Below are 15,626 nucleotides of genomic sequence, written 5' to 3'. Positions count from 1 at the left end.
CGCCTTGCGCAACTGCGAAAGGCCGGTCCTGACATGGCCGGCAGCGCTGCCGGCATTCGGCTTTACACAATTCCGAAGGGCGCTCGTGACTTCATCCGATCCCAGTCTGTGTGTGATCATCGCGGCGAAGAATGCCGCCGGTACGATCCCGCGTGCAATCGGCTCCGCATTGCGCGAAAAGCGCGTCGCCGAAGTTGTGGTGGTCGATGACGGTTCGACCGATGCGACGGCGCAGGTTGCGCGCGCTGCCGATGATGGCAGCGGCAGGCTCGCCGTGCTCAGTCTTGACCGCAACCGGGGGCCGGCCTTTGCCCGCAACCATGCGATCGCCCATTCGCGCGCGCCGCTGATCGCGATTCTGGACGCCGATGATTTTTTCCTGAAAGGCCGGTTCGACCGGCTCGTCGATGGCGACGATTGGGATTTCGTTGCCGACAATATCGTGTTCCTCGATGCCCGCGGCGATCTTTCGGAGCCTGTCGTTCCGGGCTTTGCGGCAGAGCCGCGCCAACTCGACCTTGCCGGCTTCATCGAAGGCAATATCTCACGGCGCGGAGCCTCGCGCGGCGAGATCGGTTTCCTGAAGCCGGTGATGCGCCGCGCCTTCCTGGACAGTCACGGGCTTTGCTACAATGAGGAACTGCGGCTCGGCGAGGATTACGAGCTTTATGCGCGGGCGCTGGCGCGGGGCGCACGCTACAGGATCGTCCATCATTGCGGCTATGGCGCCGTCGTGCGGCCTGATTCGCTTAGCGGCCGGCATCGCACGCTCGACCTCAAGCGCCTCTATGAAGCCGACCGGGCACTGCTTGCCTCGACCGGCCTGCCGACGGTGGCAGCGACCTGGCTGCGCCGGCATGAACGCCATATTCGCGGCCGCTATGAGTTGCGCCAGTTCCTCGATGTGAAAGCCCAATCCGGGCTGTTGCGCGCGGCCGGCCATGCATTGGCCAATCCGGCGGCCCTGCCGGCCATCATTGGCGGCGTGGCCGCCGACAAGCTCGATGCGTTCAGGGCGCGCGGCCACCGGATGAGCGACACGCCGGCCCCGCCGCGCCTGCTGTTGCAGGCAAAGCCGGTGCGCCAGGGCCGGTCCAGCTAGAAATAATCTCGCCTTATTGTTTCCAGCACCTCGCCAAGACGCTCCTTGCGTTTGGCAAGGACGGTGTCATCGCTAAGTTGAGGCGCAGCCTTGCTTGCCTGCCACAAGGCCAGCGTCGCCGGCGCGGCCAGCGCCTGCTTGCTGAGGCTGCGAAGCCCCGACGGGGCCGGGTCGCTCCGCACCATCACGTCATCGAGGCTGGCGGCGTCCGGTCTGCCGGAATGTGGGGACTGGCGGGCAAAATCCACGCCCCAGAAGCGCGCGCCCTTGGTGATCGCCTCCGCCCGCGAGGAGAGGGGCACCCGGCGTGGCCGGTAATCGACGCCGACGCTTGCCGTCCAGTCCCGCCATTTGAAGCTGTTGATGCTGGAGGAGGTGGTGACGGCCACCCAAGGCACGCGGAAAGCATCGGCAAGGATGGCGGCATGCATGGATTCGGCCACGACGAGCCGGGCCTGCGCAATGGCGCTTATGACCGATCTCGCCTCGCCGCAGGGGTCGACATAGTCGAGGTCGGCCGCCTTGCAGACCATCGGCCAGAGGCCGCCAATGGTCGATTCCCAATGGGGAACGAAGAGCGCGCGGCCGGTGCCGGGCAGGTTCAGGAATTCCGGCATGTCGGCGACCATGACTGCCGGGTCGACGATGCCGAGCTTGGGGTCGAGGCCGAGCTTTGCGGCGGTAAGCGGGCCGCGCACGCAACGTATGTCCCATCCGGCCCTGTCGGAGAAATCCGGCAAGGTGCCGTAGCCGAAGCCGCTGCCGATGACGAGCTTGTGTATTGCGGACGGCAGCAGGGCCTGGTTGAGCACCGTGCCGACGCCGACCAGCAGCGTCTCGGCATGGACCTCGCGGAAGCCGGGGAGCAAAAAATCCCAGAGCCAGAGATTGAGGTCGTCGCCGAAATTGCCGTGCGCGGATTCCCAGTAGAAAGGCTGCATGATCTTTCCGGCCTATCGCGCGATTTTTGCCACGGCGAGCTCGACGGCGCTGCGCAGGATTTTCGGATCGCGCCAGGCCCATTCCGCCAGAAGGCCGATCTGCGGCAACCGGCGCCGGCGGATGAGGCGCATCTGGCCCCAGATCGCCTGACGTCGTGCCGTCTGCTTGTAGGATTCGATCGAGGCCTTGTCTTGCGGCCCATGCGCGAAACGGCTTTCGAGACGGTCGAGCGCCACCCAGGTGTTGAATTGCTGCTTCAGGAACAGCGGCGAATCGCTGTCCATGCCGTGAAAGATGTTGATGCCCTCGCCGCGCAGGGCGCCGGCCGCCTCGCAAAGCACGGTGCGGCGGGCGGCCCGCACGCAGTCATAGAAGAACAGCACATCCTCGGCGGCGAGCCGGAGCGAGGCTTCGAAGCGGATGCGGCGCAAAAGATTCTCGCCGATGACCATGCAGGACAGGTGCAGGAAGCTCCAGTTCTTCAGCATGACGCCGGCAAGGTCGGGAACCTCCACCAGCGGCGGGTCCTGGCTGAGCCGGTTGACGGTCGTGGTCTGTGCCAGTTCCTCCACCCCGAAGTGATAATAGAAGGCGTCGCCGCCGGTGATCGTGGCCCAGTAACAATCCGCATCAAAAAGTGACAGGGCGGCAACCGCATTCTTCAGGTGGTCGGGCGTCCATTCGTCGTCGGAATCGAGAAAGGCGGCACAGAAGCTGTCGGACGGCACATGGTCGAGGCCCATGTTGCGCGCACAGCCGGGGCCGGCATTGGCTTGTTTTATCACGGCTATTCTGGCGCGCTCGGCAAGCGGGAGCGCGTCGAGTTCGAGTTCCACCGGCGAGGGCGATCCGTCATCCACGACGATCACGTCGAAATCGGCATGGGTCTGCGCAAACACCGATTTCAGCGCGCGCTGCAGGATGCCGGGCTCACGTTGATAATAGGGAATGATGACCGTGCATTTTGTCGTCATTTTTTTGCACCTTATGACGTCTAGGAGGCTTCGCAGGCCATCGCCAGTCCCGGCGATGCTCCGATCCGGCGGCCCGCAACCCGGGCCTTGAGAAGAAAACACCTGCTCGCAAAACAAACGGTGCTTGTGAATGCCGCCTGCCATTAACCTGAAAATTGTGACGAATAATGTCGGCTGGAGCGTTCTTTCCAAGATCAGCACATTCGGGCTGAAATTTGTCACCGTGCCGATCCTGGCCCGCATCCTGTCGCCGCAGGAGTTCGGCGTGGTCGCGGTTGCGCAGACCGTGGTGATGTTCCTGACCATGATCGGCAGTGCCGGTCTTGCCGCCTCGCTGGTGCTGCAGCGCGAGGAGGACATGGAGACGGTGCATTCCGTGTTCTGGGCAAATCTGGCGATGGCAGGCCTGATGGGTGCTGGGCTTTATCTGTGGGCCGATCTGTTCGCCGGACTGCTGGGCGCGGCTGAAGCGGCCTATCTGCTCAAGATCATGGCGCTGCTGATCCCCATCCAGCTTTGCGGCGACGTCGCCTATTCGCTGCTGGCCCGGCGCATGGCCTTCGACAAGGATGCCGCCTGGAGCGTCACGTCCGAATCAATCGGCGCGATCTCGGCGGTCGGGCTGGCGCTGCTGGGATGGGGTATCTGGGCGCTGGTGGCGCAGCTTTTCATCTCGGCCCTGGTGCGGCTGGCCGGCCTGTTCTATGCCACGCGCTATCGGCCACACCTTGTCTTGTCACTCGGAAAACTTAGCCGGCTTGCCAAATTCAGCCTTGGCATCACCGGTTCGGAAATATTCAATTTCATCACCTTCCAGTCGCCTCTGGTCATCGTCTCGCGCTATCTCGGGCTTGCCGATGCCGGTGCCTATTCGGCCGCCAACCGGTTTTCCAGCATTCCCAATCAGGTCGTGCTTTCCGCACTGATGGGCGTGCTGTTTCCAGCCTTCAGCCAGATGAATGACGACCGCGAGCGCCGCACCCATGCGCTGATGCTGAGCACGCAGGTCTCCACCGTGTTCCTGGCGCCGATGATGTTCGGCATCTGGGCGATTGCCGAGCCCGGCATGCTGCTGATCTTCGGCCAGCAATGGGCCTATGCCTGGCCGGTGCTGGGGCTGCTTGCGCTTTCCAAGGGCATCATGTCGCCCTGCGGCACCTTCATCCCCTATCTGAAGGGGGCGGGGCAGAGCACGGTGCTGTGGTGGGTGGCGGTGTTTCGGGCAGCGCTGGTCTATGGCTGTGTCAGCTACGGCGCCATGACCGGCGGGCTGGTCGAGGCGATGATCTGGCTTTGCATTGCCAATGCCATCACGCTGGTCTTCTATTCCTGGGCGGTGTTCCGCAGCAGCGGCACGGCCTTCCTGCCGGGCTTTTATGCCACCAGCCGGCCGATGGTGACCGCGGTGATCATGGCGCTCGCGGTCCGTTTCCTGCTCGACCATATCAAGCACGACCTGCCCGGCGCGGCCATGCAGGTCATTGTCGGCAGCCTCGCCGGAGGGCTGATCTATGCAGTGCTGTTCGTGCTGACCGAAAGAGCGCTGCTGAGGAAGCTTCTGCAACTGGCGCGCGACCGGCGCGTGGCGGCCTCCGGGCTGTGAGCGCAGGGCGGAAAACGATATTTCGTTACCGGACCGACTGTAGGGGCCCCACGGATTCTCCGCGAGAACACAGGGCTGTCAGCCATGGCGCGCCGGCCCGTCTGGGGATGCTGGGTAATATGTGCTCATAAAAAGTTACCTTGCAGCGCAGCCATTTAGCCGCCCGCGTCACATTCTGATCTCCTGCCTGACCTATGTGCAACGCAGCATTCATTGTGCTCGATCCGACAGATGGCGTGAAAGCGCCGGCAGCAAAAGAGGGTGGCAACGACATGATTTCCAGGGCAATCCGCACGATGCGAGGGAACGTCAAACCCGCCTTTCTGGGCCTTGGCGCCCTGCTGATCTCAACGCCCGGTGGCATTTCCGATTCGCGTGCGCAGGAAGCGGCGACCGGCCCCTCTTTCGTCGAGAATTTCGACACTCTCGACCGCAAGCGCTGGTACATCTCGGATGGCTGGTCGAATGGCGAGCACCAGAACTGTGTCTGGTCGAAGGATCAGGTGAAGGTGGCGGACGGCGTGTTGCGCCTGGGTTTTGCCAAGCAGGCGGTGAAGGATCGCGAATATGCCTGCGGCGAGATCCAGACCAATCAGCGCTTCAGCTACGGCACTTTCGAGGTGCGCATGAAGGCGGTGGCGGGCTCCGGGCTCAACACCGGCTTCTTCACCTATATCGGGCCGGTCCACAAGCAGCCGCATGACGAGATCGATTTCGAAGTGCTCGGCAAGGACCCCTCGCAGGTCCAGCTCAATCAATATGTGAACGGGAAGAGCGTCGGCGACGGCAAGCTGGTGGATGTGCCCGGCGGCGCTGACCAGGGCTTCAACGACTATGCCTTCGTATGGAAGGAAGACAGCATCTCCTGGTACGTCAACGGCAAGCTCATGGGCGAGGCGACCGATCCGGCCAAGCTGCCGAGCCATGCCCAGAAAATCTATGTCAGCCTGTGGGGCAGCGACATATTGAAGTCCTGGATGGGTCCATTTGCCGATCCCGGAGCGCCGATCGCAGCCGAAATCGACCGTGTGGCCTTCACCGCAGCCGGCGATGAATGCCAGTTTCCCGAATCGATCGTCTGCAACCAGAAATAGACGCATCAGCCATGCTGCACATTCTCTATCTGGTGCATGATCTGTGCGACCCGGCGGTTCGCCGGCGCGTGATCATGCTTCAAGCCGGCGGGGCAAAGGTCACTCTGGCCGGCTTCCGCAGGGCGGAGCAACCGGTCGTGCGCGTGGAAAACCTGACGCCGATCGATCTTGGCCACACGCAGGACGGCAAATTCGCGCAGCGGCTGCTGGCTGTCGCCAAGGCGGCGCTGTCTCTCGGCATGAAGCTGAAAGGTGTCGGCAGGCCGGACGTGATCATCGGCCGCAATCTGGAGATGCTGGCGCTTGCGCAACGGGCGCGGGCGCAATTTCAGGGCGGCGACATTCCTGTCGTCTATGAATGCCTTGACATCCATCGGCTGCTTCTTGGCGAAACCACGGTTTCGCGCGCGCTGCGGGGGGCCGAGCGCCTTCTCGGCCGCCGCTCGGCTCTGCTGGTGACCAGTTCTCCGGCATTCCAGCGCAATTATTTCACGCGCTTCAGGCAGATCGATGCGCCGGTGGCGTTGTTGCAGAACAAGGTGCTTGAACTGGCGGAGCAGCCGGCGGACCCCGCGGCAGCCAACACTGCGCCGGCTAACAACCAACCCTGGCGCATCGGCTGGTTCGGCGCTCTCAGGTGCCGTAAGTCGCTGGAACTGCTTTCCGCTTTCACGCGGCGCATGGAAGGGCGCTTCGAGGTCGTGCTGCGGGGGCGGCCCGCCTATCGCGAATTCGCCGATTTCGACCGGCTCGTCGCCGCGGAACCTCATATCCGCTTCGAAGGTGCCTATCGCAATCCCGAAGACCTCGCCCGCATCTATGGCGAAGTGCATTTTTCCTGGGCGATCGACTTCTTCGAGGACGGGCTGAACTCGAGCTGGCTCCTGCCCAATCGGCTTTACGAAGGCTGTCGTCACGGCACGGTGCCGATCGCCATGCGCCAGACCGAGACCGGGCGTTTCCTTTCCGACCGCCATCTCGGGCTGCTTCTCGACGAGCCTTCGGTCGATGCATTGCAGGCTTGTGTGGGAGCGATGGACATCGAGGCCTATACGGCGGCACGCAACCGGGTCGGGGCCGAAGATCGCGGCACCTGGGTCTGCGATCTGCGCGATTGCCGCGCGCTGGTCGAGCGCCTGAGGGGGCTCACCTGCGTGAAGACTCCCGACGCCATCCTGCAGGCCGCCTGACGCGAGCGCCAGAACGGACATGACAATGACAGATGCGAGAGCCGCCATGCCATGCATGGTGATCATTCCCTGCCTCAACGAGGCCGCTCATATCGAGGCGCTGATCGACCGGCTTATGCCGTCGGCTGAGCGCCTCGATATGAGAATTATCGTGGTGGATGGCGGCAGCAGCGACGCGACGCCGGCAATCGTGAAGCGGATTGCGGCGGAAAACCCGCATGTGCGCCTGCTCGCCAATCCCAGGAAACTTCAAAGCGCGGCCATCAATCTGGCGGTGGCGGCCTATGGCGATGAATGCGCAAGCTTCATCCGCATCGATGCCCATGGCGACTACCCGGCCGACTATTGCGACCGGCTGGTCGAGGAAGCCGAGGCGACCGGCGCGGATTCGGTCGTGGTGGCGATGGCGACGCGCGGCTTCGGCACCTTCCAGAAGGCGACCGCGATCGCCCAGAATTCGCGGCTCGGTAATGGCGGCTCGCCGCATCGGCAGGGCACGAAGGGCCATTGGGCCGATCACGGCCACCATGCGCTGATGCGCGTTGCGGCCTTTCGTGCGGTCGGCGGCTATGACGAGAGCTTCAGCCACAATGAGGATGCCGAACTCGACTACCGGCTGCGCGCGGCGGGCTACCTTCTGTGGATGACCGGCAAGACCTATATGATCTACTACCCGCGCGCTTCCGTGGCGGCGCTTTTCCGGCAATATCTCGGCTATGGCCGGGGGCGGGCGAAGAATATCCTGAAACATCGCGCCATGCCGAAGCTGCGGCAGATGCTGCCGCTGGTGGTGATGCCGGTGGTGGCCGGTTCCCTGCTGGCCTTCCTGAACTGGACCGCCTTGCTGCCGGCCGGACTGTGGATGGCAGCCTGTCTCGGCTACGGCATCTGGATGGCCGTTATGCAGCGCAATCCCTATGGGCCGCTGGCGGCTTTTTCGGCGATGGTCATGCATCTCGGCTGGTCGTCCGGCTTCTGGCTGCAACTGCTCGATTTGCGCAAGCGCGAAGTGGAGCCATCATGATTGCGCCTGAGGATTTGCCGGCGTCACTTCGCATCGATGTGTGCATATGCACCTATCGTCGCCGCGAGCTTGAGGACACGCTCCTGTCCATCGGCGCGCTGGATGTGCCGCCCAATGCAACTGTTCGCGTCATCGTTGCCGACAACGATACAGAGCCCAGTGCGCGCGACCTTGTCTATGCGCTGGCGGCACGGCTGCCTTTCGACGTGATCTATGTCCATTGCCCGGCATCGAACATCTCGATCGCGCGCAATGCCTGCCTGGAAAGCGCCTCGGGCGATGTTATCGCCTTCATCGACGATGATTCCACCGCCTGCCCGCAATGGCTGGTCGCATTGTCCTCGGCGATGAGCGTCACCGGTGCCGATGCCGTGCTGGGACCGGTCGAGGCGGTCTATTCGGCCAATGCGCCGGACTGGATGCGGCGCGGCGATTTCCACTCGACAAGGCCGGTATTCGTGGAAGGCGAGATCCACACCGGCTATAGCGGCAATGTCATGCTGCGGCGCTCCTCGTCTCGGCTGCGCGGGCGGCGCTTCAACCTGGCGCTTGGCCGCACCGGCGGCGAGGATACGGAATATTTCACCCAGCTTTACCGCGCGGGCGGCCACATCGTCTTCGCGCCGCAGGCGATGGTGCATGAGCCGGTGCCGGAGAACCGCGCCCGGTTTTCCTGGCTTATGCAGCGCCGGTTTCGCAGCGGCCAGACGCATGGACGGCTGCTTGGCCAGACCCGGCACGGGGCGGCAGGCCTCGGCGCGATCGGCGTCGCTGTCGCCAAGGTCGCCTATTGCTTCGCGCTTGCCTCCGTCCATGTCGCCAATGCGCAGAAGCGTAATGGCTTTACCCTGCGCGGGGCGATGCATATCGGCGTCGTCGGCGGACTGCTGGGCGTTCGTGAAATCCGCCAATATGGCGAGGAACCGGCGGGGAAGCGCAATGTCGCCTGAGACCGGTCCCGATGTGAGCGTCGTCATTGCCGCCTTTAATGCGCAGGATACGCTTGCGCGCGCCGTCGACAGCGCCTTGCGCCAGGAAGGTGTTGCGGTGGAGGTCGTGGTGATCGACGATTGCTCGACCGACGGCACGCTCGAAATCGCCCGTTCCTTTGCGCCGGCTGCAGTGCGTGTGGTGGCGCTGGAGAGAAATCGCGGGCCGGGCGGCGCGCGCAATGCCGGGCTGGAGGCGGCGAGAGGGCGCTTTGTCGTCGTGCTCGATGCCGACGATAAGATGCACCCGCAGCGGCTGACCCGGATGATCGGCCGTGCCGAAGAAAAATCCGCGCAGATCGCCGTCGACAATATCGAGGTCGTGCAGGAAGAGGGCGGGACGAGCGCCGCGATGTTTCCGCACGAGATGCTGGAGGGCATGCCGGAACTCTCGCTTGCCGGCTTCATCGCCGCGAACCTGATGTTCGAGGAAACCTTCTCCTTCGGCTATATGAAGCCGATCTTCGAGCGGGCTTTCATCGAGCGACACGGTTTGCGCTACGACACTGGGCTGCGCATCGGCGAAGACTATATTTTCCTTGCATCGGCTTTGGCCGAGGGCGGGCGCTGCGTTGTCGAGCCTCAGGCCCTCTATGCCTATCACGTACGGGCCGGATCGATTTCCCGGGTGCTGGAACTCCACCATGTCGAAGCGATGCTGGAGGCGGATGCCGCCTTGATGCAGCGCTATCGACTGGAGGGGGCAGCCCTTGCCGCGCAGTCACGCCGCACCCGCAGCCTGGAGCGGGCCGCGTCGTTCCTGGCGCTGGTAGGCCATTTGAAGGATCGTGCGGCGCTCAAGGCATTGGGAACGGCCTGGCGCGATCCGGCGGCGCTCAGGCATCTGCGCATGCCGATCGCGGCGCGACTTTCGCGCCTGGCGCGGCCCTTTGCGGGCCAGGCGCGGTAGGGCGCGTCGAGTTTCGGGCGGGATAATTTTCAATAACCAAGTCAGGGATAGATGATGAAACAAGTGAAGAAGGCGGTGATCCCGGTGGCGGGGTTGGGAACGCGTTTCCTGCCGGCGACCAAGGCGATGCCGAAGGAGATGCTGACGGTGGTCGATCGGCCGGTGGTGCAATATGCGGTCGATGAGGCGCTGGAGGCCGGCATCGAGCACATCGTCTTCGTCACCGGCCGCAACAAGCATGTCATCGAGGACTATTTCGACATCCAGCCCGAACTGCTCGACACGCTGACGCGGACAAACAAGGTCGGCCAGATCACCGCCCTGCAGGCGCTGCAGCTGCCGGCCGGCGCGGTCTCGTTCACCCGCCAGCAGGTGCCGCACGGGCTTGGCCATGCGGTGTGGTGCGCCCGCGACATCATCGGCGACGAGCCGTTCGCGCTGCTGTTGCCCGACATGGTGTCGTTCGGGGCCCGCGGCTGCCTGGCTGGGGCGATGGAGCTTTACGAGCGTACCGGCGGCAATGTGATCGCGGTCGAGCAATGCGACCCGACCGAGACCGGCAAATACGGCATCGTCGGCAAGGGCGGCGAGGTCGGCTCGGGCTTTGTGGTGACCGGCATGGTGGAAAAGCCCGACCCGGCGCAGGCGCCCTCCAACTATTACATCAACGGCCGCTACATATTGCAGCCGGAGGTGTTCGAACTGCTCGGCACGCAGGAGCGCGGCGCCGGCAACGAGATCCAGCTCACCGATGCGATGCGCCGGCTGGCCGACAGCCAGGCCTTCCACGCCCATCCCTATGCCGGGCGCACCTTCGACTGCGGCTCCAAGGAGGGCTTCATCCAGGCCAATGTCGCCTTCGCGCTGGCACGCGCCGACATCCGCGACCTCGTCTTCGGCCCCATCGCCGAGATGATCGCGGGACAGGAACGGCGCGAAGCGGCGTGAGGCTGATTGCGCCTGTGGCTGGTGACGGCCGGCAGGCGCTCCATAGCGCAGACGTGAGGCGAGAACGCATTCTCGCCTCATGTCTATGGTTGATGCCGCCGCAAGGCATCGCAGACGAACGCAGATCGACGCCGCCGGAGCGCATTTCGGGCATTCGGCAAGGCGAAACGAAATTGGCGCAGGACGCCGCCTGAGTACCATGCATCAGAAAAGCATTTCGCCGGCCGCCAGGCTTTATACCCAATCCGACGACGCGGATCGCTTCATCGACCTGGAGCGGTTGGCGGCGATCGCATTGAGGCAGGCGCGCCTGATTGCGCTTTGCGCCGCTATCGGCGTCGGGCTCGGCGTCGCCTATCTGGTGTTCACGCCGCCTGAATATACCGCCGCCACGCGCATATTGCTGGACGACAGCCTGGCCAAATTCGCTGAGGAGAAGGACGCGCCGCCCGCCCGCGTCCAGGCCGATTCGATGATCCTCAGCGAGGTCGAGATCCTGAAATCGAGCCGGCTTGCCCGCACCGTGGTTGCCGCGCAAAAGCTCGACCGGAACGAAGCCTTCCTCAACCCGCCGGTATCGCCGGTGGGGTGGGCGAAGGACCGCATCAAGGGCGCGCTGCGGCCGTTTTCGTCTGCGCCGCAGCCGGCGGCCGGATCGGAGGAGAGGGCCAGGATCGGCAAGGCGGTGGCGCTCTTGCAGCAAGGCCTCGAGGCCGAACGCATCGGCCGCAGCTATGTGATCAATGTGTCGTTCCGGTCGCATAACCGCAAGCTTGCCGGCGCGATCGCGCGCGCCTATGCCGACGCCTATCTTTCCGATCAGCTGGATGCCAATTTCGATGCCACCCAGCGCGCCACCGTGTGGTTGCAGGGCAGGCTGACCGATCTGCGCGACAGTTCGCAGGCTGCAGCTCTTGAGGTCGAAAAATTCCGCGCCGCGCATGGGCTGACCTCGGCGCGCGGCGAACTGATTTCCGAACAGCAGCTTTCTGATCTCAACAGCCAGCTCATCCTTGCCCAGGCCGAAACCGCCAATGCACTTGCCCGCTACAGCCAGTTCAAGACGATCATCGACAGCGGGCAGGAAAACGCCGTCAGGAACGCGACCATTCCGGCCGACAAGGGCAACAGCCCGGTCATCAACGATCTCAAGGCGCGCTATCTGGCGATCAGCAAGCGCGAACAGGAAATCGCTGCGCGCTTCGGCGAGGATCATGCGCAGGCGGTGGCGTTGCGGCGCGAACAGTCCGACCTGGAGCGGCAGATATTCCTGGAACTGAAGCGGCTTACCGAAAGCTACCGCAACGAATATGAGGTGGCCAAATCGCGCGAAGAATCGCTGCGCGGCAATGTCGGCAAGATGGCCGGCCAGAGCTCGGATGCCGGCGCCTCGCTGGTGCAGTTACGCGAACTGGAACAGAAATCCTCCGCGCTGGCGACGCTCTATCAGGCCTATCTTGCCCGCTACGAGGAGGCATCGCAGCAGCGTTCCTTCCCGATCGCCAAGGCGCGCGTGATCTCCGAGGCAGGCGATCCGGTTTCGGCCTCCAGCCCGCGCAAGTCGCTGGTGCTCGGCCTGTCTCTGGTGCTGGGCCTGTTCGGCGGTGCGGCGGCCGGGGCACTCCGCGAGTTTCGCGAGCGCTTCTTCCGCACCGGCGAGGATGTGCGCTCAGCCCTCAATATCAACTTCCTCGGCTATCTGCCGAGTGTCGGCCCGCATCTGGCGGCGACCGCGCCCAGACCCGGCAGCAAGGCGGCCGACCCGGCCCAGCCGGTCACCCCGCGCATATTGCGGGTGGCGATCAATGCGCCGTCCTCGTCCTTTGCCGAAACTTTGCGCAACGCCAAGCTTGCCTGCGATGTCGTGATGCAGGGCAGGCAGTGCAAGGTGATTGGCTTCGTCTCGGTGCTGCCGCGCGAAGGCAAGACCACGGTGGCGGCGAATTTCGCCGGGCTGCTTGCGGCAAATGGCGCGCGCACCCTGCTGATCGACGGCGACCTCCGCAATCCGGGCTTGAGTCGCGGCCTGTCGCTTGCGCCTGAAAAGAGCCTGGTCGATGCGATCGTTGGCGAGCAGCGCTGGCAGTCGACGGTGCTGATCGACCGCACCACCAAGCTTGCCATCATTCCGGCTTCCGTGCGCGGGCGCCTGTCTCATACCAGCGAATTGATCTCCAGTCCCGGCATGCGCGACCTGATCGCGGAGGCACGCGAAAGCTACGACTATATCGTCGTCGACCTGCCGCCGCTCGGGCCGGTGGTCGATGCCAAGGCCTTCGCGCCACTGGCCGATGGTTTCGTGCTTGTCTCCGAATGGGGAGCGACGCCGCGGGCGCTGGTGCGCGCGACCCTGCAGGCCGAACCGCAGATCGCAGCGCGTACGCTCGGCATCATCCTCAACAAGACCGATATGAAGACGCTTGCGCGCTACGGCGCATTTGGCGGCTCGGAACAATATCTCGACCGCTACGCCTCCTATTATGTCGAACAGGCGGGCATGAACGGCAAGGGCGCGTGATCCCGCCTTAAAGCATGTTGCAGCCAAGTGGAATCACCTGGCGTCGCATACATGCAGCAAAATCAAACAGATGGACCATGATGCCGAAAACCGGCATCCACTTTTCGGCATCATGGTCTATCTGTTGCTGAGATAGCGGCCCATATCCTGCCAGATGCGCAACGCGGTGAGCCTTCCGGTGAAACAGGCGCCGGTGTCGATATTGATGCGCGCACCGTCGCGCTCGGCCTCCTCTACCGGCGTGTGGCCGTGCACGACATATTTCTTCAGCAGATGGGCGCGCTCGTAAAAGGCAGAGCGGATCGTGAGGAGGTCCTCGTCCGGCTGGCGGTCGAGCTCCATATCCGGCCTGAAACCGGCATGGACGAAGATATAGCGCGGTGCTTCGACCAGGACCGGCAGGGACCGCAGGAACGCCAGATGCGCTGCGGGGAATGTCTTGCGGATGATCTCGTCCGCTTGCCCGGCCGCGCGATAGACCTGATCAAGCCGCTGGTGATCGATGCCGTAGGAATGCAGGGTCGCCGCGGCTCCGATGGCAAGCCATGGCGGCAGGTCGCTACGGCCCTCGGCGTAGTCGAGCATCTGCATCTCGTGATTGCCGGCAAGGCAGATGCGCTCGAACCCCTCGGGCGGCGGCTGGGTCAGATGATCGAGCACCTGCGCGGAGGCCGGTCCGCGGTCGACATAGTCGCCGAGCATGATGATGAGCTTTCGGCCAGTAAGCCGGGCGGCGTCGGCAGCGATCACGCTTTCCAGCGCGAGCAGTTCGTCGAGGCAGCCATGGACATCGCCGATCGCATAGATAGCGGTATCGGCCGTGTCGAGTTGCAGCCGTGCCCGCCTTGGCCGCGCCGGAACCTTGCCCAGGCCGATGAGAGCAGCCAGTTTTTTCATCCGCCGTTCCTGATGCCTTTCATTAAGCCGGGTTGCATTTCGTGAACCGGCAGAGACCGGCGAATGCCACGGTCTTCACATTTGGACCATCCGTGCCGCCTAGAACGTGTGCAAGTGCATCGCCGCGCGGGTTTTTGCAACCTTGGCGATGGTTCATCCCGAACCCTTGAGGATAGAGATCGACCATGCGCGCGCTGCCGCCAAAATCCGACAAGTCCGTTTCGAAGGTGCCGGCAACATTGTCGGATCGTATCAGGATCGCCCGCACCCTGTGCATTTTTTTCATGACCTTCGTCCATGTCCAGCCGGGCATTGCCGAGAATGTCTATGATCGCGATGCCGGCTTTTTCGATATCGTCTATTTCATCCTGACGCGACTGGCCGGGCTGAGCTCGGTTTCGCTGCTCAGCGTCGTTTCGGGCTATTTCATCGTTTCCAGCCTGCTTAAGGCCGGGACGGGCGGGCTGGTGCTGTCCAAGCTGAAGACGCTGATGGTGCCGCTCATCGCCTGGAACGCGCTGATGCTGGTGCTGCTCGTGGCCTATGGCCTGCTTTCCGGCAAATGGCACGACATGCCCGAATTCACGGCACTCGGCATTGCCAACGCTTTCCTCGCGGTCACGCAATGGCCGCTGGTGGTGCCATTGTGGTTCCTGCGCGATCTTTTCGTCTGCTGCCTGTTTGCGCCGGTCCTCTATGTCGGGTTGCGGCGCTTTCCCATTGTCGTCATTGCCGCGCTCGTCGTCTTCACCTTGTTTGGCGAAGGCCTCTACATCCTGCAGCGGCCGCAATTGCTGCTGTTTTTCGGGCTCGGCATGTGGCTGCGCATGGGCGCGCTGGAGGAAAAGAGTATCGACCGCCTGGCGTGCTTCCTGTCTATCGGGCTCGTGGCGATGGTGGCGATCTTCCTGGCCATCCGCATCGAGCGCATCCTGCTCACGGAAATGGACGACACGCTGCGGCTGACGCTCGACACGCTGCTGCGGGTGACGATGGCGGCGGGTTTCTGGGGCCTGACGGGCTTCATCCGGCGCTCCTCTGCGGCCGAGTTGTTCATGCGGCTGGAGCCCTACGCCTTCTTCCTGTTCTGCAGCCACGCCATCCTGTTCAATTTCGCCGGCATCCTGTTCCGGCGCGTCTTCGGCAATTACGGCTCGGACCTGTTTTTCATTACATTCTTCACGCTGCCGTTGCTGGCGGTGATCGCGGCTGTCATCGGGTTGCAGATCATCAACCGGTCGCCGGCGCTGCTGTTCCTGTTCAATGCCGGCCATCGCGTTCCGCCCCTGATGGGGCGCAAGCCGGAGCGGGCTGCGGCGGCGGGAGGCGTGCGCAACTGATAGAGCAATTCCAGCAAAAGTGCTTACGGTTTTGCGTCCGGAATTGCGTAACAAAATGATCTAGCCCCGGATCAAGATGCAAAAAGGGGCGGAGC

13 protein-coding genes are annotated in these 15,626 nt (G+C 63.6%); 10 read left to right on the top strand and 3 right to left on the bottom strand.

What is annotated here, in order from left to right; translation table 11 throughout:
* Positions 1-85: 85 nt before the first annotated feature.
* Positions 86-1,102: a glycosyltransferase family 2 protein gene (locus EET67_RS10900; protein ID WP_165899863.1), complete on the top strand. Its 1,017-nt coding sequence runs from the start codon at positions 86-88 to the stop codon at positions 1,100-1,102.
* Here EET67_RS10900 and EET67_RS10895 read toward each other — a convergent pair.
* Both EET67_RS10895 and EET67_RS10890 read right to left on the bottom strand, forming a co-directional pair.
* Complete coding sequence (locus EET67_RS10895) at positions 1,099-2,043, bottom strand: polysaccharide pyruvyl transferase family protein (RefSeq protein WP_128626209.1); 945 nt, start codon at positions 2,041-2,043, stop codon at positions 1,099-1,101. The genes EET67_RS10900 and EET67_RS10895 overlap by 4 nt on opposite strands.
* 12 nt (positions 2,044-2,055) lie before the next feature.
* Complete coding sequence (locus EET67_RS10890) at positions 2,056-3,018, bottom strand: glycosyltransferase family 2 protein (protein ID WP_128626208.1); 963 nt, start codon at positions 3,016-3,018, stop codon at positions 2,056-2,058.
* A 130-nt stretch (positions 3,019-3,148) separates the two neighbouring features.
* On the opposite strand from EET67_RS10890, the gene EET67_RS10885 reads away from it, so the two are divergent.
* The 8 genes from EET67_RS10885 to EET67_RS10850 all read left to right on the top strand — a co-directional run bounded on the left by EET67_RS10885 (position 3,149) and on the right by EET67_RS10850 (position 13,294).
* On the top strand, positions 3,149-4,621 hold the full coding sequence (locus EET67_RS10885) for a lipopolysaccharide biosynthesis protein (RefSeq protein ID WP_128626207.1): 1,473 nt from the start codon (positions 3,149-3,151) through the stop codon (positions 4,619-4,621).
* A 272-nt stretch (positions 4,622-4,893) separates the two neighbouring features.
* A complete protein-coding gene (gene exoK, locus EET67_RS10880) occupies positions 4,894-5,715 on the top strand; it encodes an endo-1,3-1,4-beta-glycanase ExoK (protein ID WP_128626206.1) in 822 nt (273 codons plus the stop codon).
* Positions 5,716-5,726: 11 nt separating this feature from the next.
* Positions 5,727-6,905, top strand: coding sequence for a glycosyltransferase family protein (locus EET67_RS10875; RefSeq protein ID WP_128626205.1), 1,179 nt, complete (start codon positions 5,727-5,729; stop codon positions 6,903-6,905).
* A gap of 25 nt (positions 6,906-6,930) precedes the next feature.
* Positions 6,931-7,929 (top strand): glycosyltransferase family 2 protein, encoded by a 999-nt coding sequence (locus tag EET67_RS10870; RefSeq protein WP_245450856.1) that lies wholly within the window; start codon positions 6,931-6,933, stop codon positions 7,927-7,929.
* Positions 7,926-8,879 carry a glycosyltransferase family 2 protein gene (locus EET67_RS10865; protein ID WP_128626203.1) on the top strand — a complete coding sequence of 318 codons (954 nt, stop codon included), beginning with the start codon at positions 7,926-7,928 and terminating at the stop codon, positions 8,877-8,879. Before EET67_RS10870 ends, EET67_RS10865 begins: the two co-directional genes overlap by 4 nt.
* Positions 8,869-9,828 (top strand): glycosyltransferase family 2 protein, encoded by a 960-nt coding sequence (locus EET67_RS10860; protein ID WP_128626202.1) that lies wholly within the window; start codon positions 8,869-8,871, stop codon positions 9,826-9,828. Before EET67_RS10865 ends, EET67_RS10860 begins: the two co-directional genes overlap by 11 nt.
* 54 nt (positions 9,829-9,882) lie before the next feature.
* The gene (locus EET67_RS10855; RefSeq protein ID WP_128626201.1) at positions 9,883-10,776 is read left to right on the top strand and encodes a UTP--glucose-1-phosphate uridylyltransferase; all 894 of its coding nucleotides are present in this window, start codon (positions 9,883-9,885) and stop codon (positions 10,774-10,776) included.
* Between the two features lie 199 nt (positions 10,777-10,975).
* Positions 10,976-13,294, top strand: coding sequence for a polysaccharide biosynthesis tyrosine autokinase (locus EET67_RS10850; RefSeq protein ID WP_128626200.1), 2,319 nt, complete (start codon positions 10,976-10,978; stop codon positions 13,292-13,294).
* A gap of 117 nt (positions 13,295-13,411) precedes the next feature.
* On the opposite strand, the gene EET67_RS10845 is transcribed toward EET67_RS10850, so the two are convergent.
* Positions 13,412-14,191 (bottom strand): metallophosphoesterase, encoded by a 780-nt coding sequence (locus EET67_RS10845; RefSeq protein ID WP_128626199.1) that lies wholly within the window; start codon positions 14,189-14,191, stop codon positions 13,412-13,414.
* A gap of 185 nt (positions 14,192-14,376) precedes the next feature.
* On the opposite strand from EET67_RS10845, the gene EET67_RS10840 reads away from it, so the two are divergent.
* Positions 14,377-15,531 carry an acyltransferase family protein gene (locus EET67_RS10840; protein ID WP_128626198.1) on the top strand — a complete coding sequence of 385 codons (1,155 nt, stop codon included), beginning with the start codon at positions 14,377-14,379 and terminating at the stop codon, positions 15,529-15,531.
* The last annotated feature ends 95 nt before the right edge of the window (positions 15,532-15,626 follow it).

It is taken from the genome of Borborobacter arsenicus, assembly GCF_003934165.1.
Taxonomy (GTDB): Bacteria; Pseudomonadota; Alphaproteobacteria; order Rhizobiales; family Rhizobiaceae; genus Pseudaminobacter; species Pseudaminobacter arsenicus.
This window is presented reverse-complemented; position numbering and strand designations above follow the sequence as displayed.

Excerpts from the sequence above, each read along its gene's own strand:
- EET67_RS10895 (WP_128626209.1), bottom strand. The coding sequence starts at position 2,043 with ATGCAGCCTTTCTACTGGGAATCCGCGCACGGCAATTTCGGCGACGAC.
- EET67_RS10890 (WP_128626208.1), bottom strand. The coding sequence starts at position 3,018 with ATGACGACAAAATGCACGGTCATCATTCCCTATTATCAACGTGAGCCC.
- EET67_RS10885 (WP_128626207.1), top strand. The coding sequence starts at position 3,149 with ATGCCGCCTGCCATTAACCTGAAAATTGTGACGAATAATGTCGGCTGG.
- exoK (WP_128626206.1), top strand. The coding sequence starts at position 4,894 with ATGATTTCCAGGGCAATCCGCACGATGCGAGGGAACGTCAAACCCGCC.
- EET67_RS10875 (WP_128626205.1), top strand. The coding sequence starts at position 5,727 with ATGCTGCACATTCTCTATCTGGTGCATGATCTGTGCGACCCGGCGGTT.
- EET67_RS10870 (WP_245450856.1), top strand. The coding sequence starts at position 6,931 with ATGACAGATGCGAGAGCCGCCATGCCATGCATGGTGATCATTCCCTGC.
- EET67_RS10865 (WP_128626203.1), top strand. The coding sequence starts at position 7,926 with ATGATTGCGCCTGAGGATTTGCCGGCGTCACTTCGCATCGATGTGTGC.
- EET67_RS10860 (WP_128626202.1), top strand. The coding sequence starts at position 8,869 with ATGTCGCCTGAGACCGGTCCCGATGTGAGCGTCGTCATTGCCGCCTTT.
- EET67_RS10855 (WP_128626201.1), top strand. The coding sequence starts at position 9,883 with ATGAAACAAGTGAAGAAGGCGGTGATCCCGGTGGCGGGGTTGGGAACG.
- EET67_RS10850 (WP_128626200.1), top strand. The coding sequence starts at position 10,976 with ATGCATCAGAAAAGCATTTCGCCGGCCGCCAGGCTTTATACCCAATCC.
- EET67_RS10845 (WP_128626199.1), bottom strand. The coding sequence starts at position 14,191 with ATGAAAAAACTGGCTGCTCTCATCGGCCTGGGCAAGGTTCCGGCGCGG.
- EET67_RS10840 (WP_128626198.1), top strand. The coding sequence starts at position 14,377 with ATGCGCGCGCTGCCGCCAAAATCCGACAAGTCCGTTTCGAAGGTGCCG.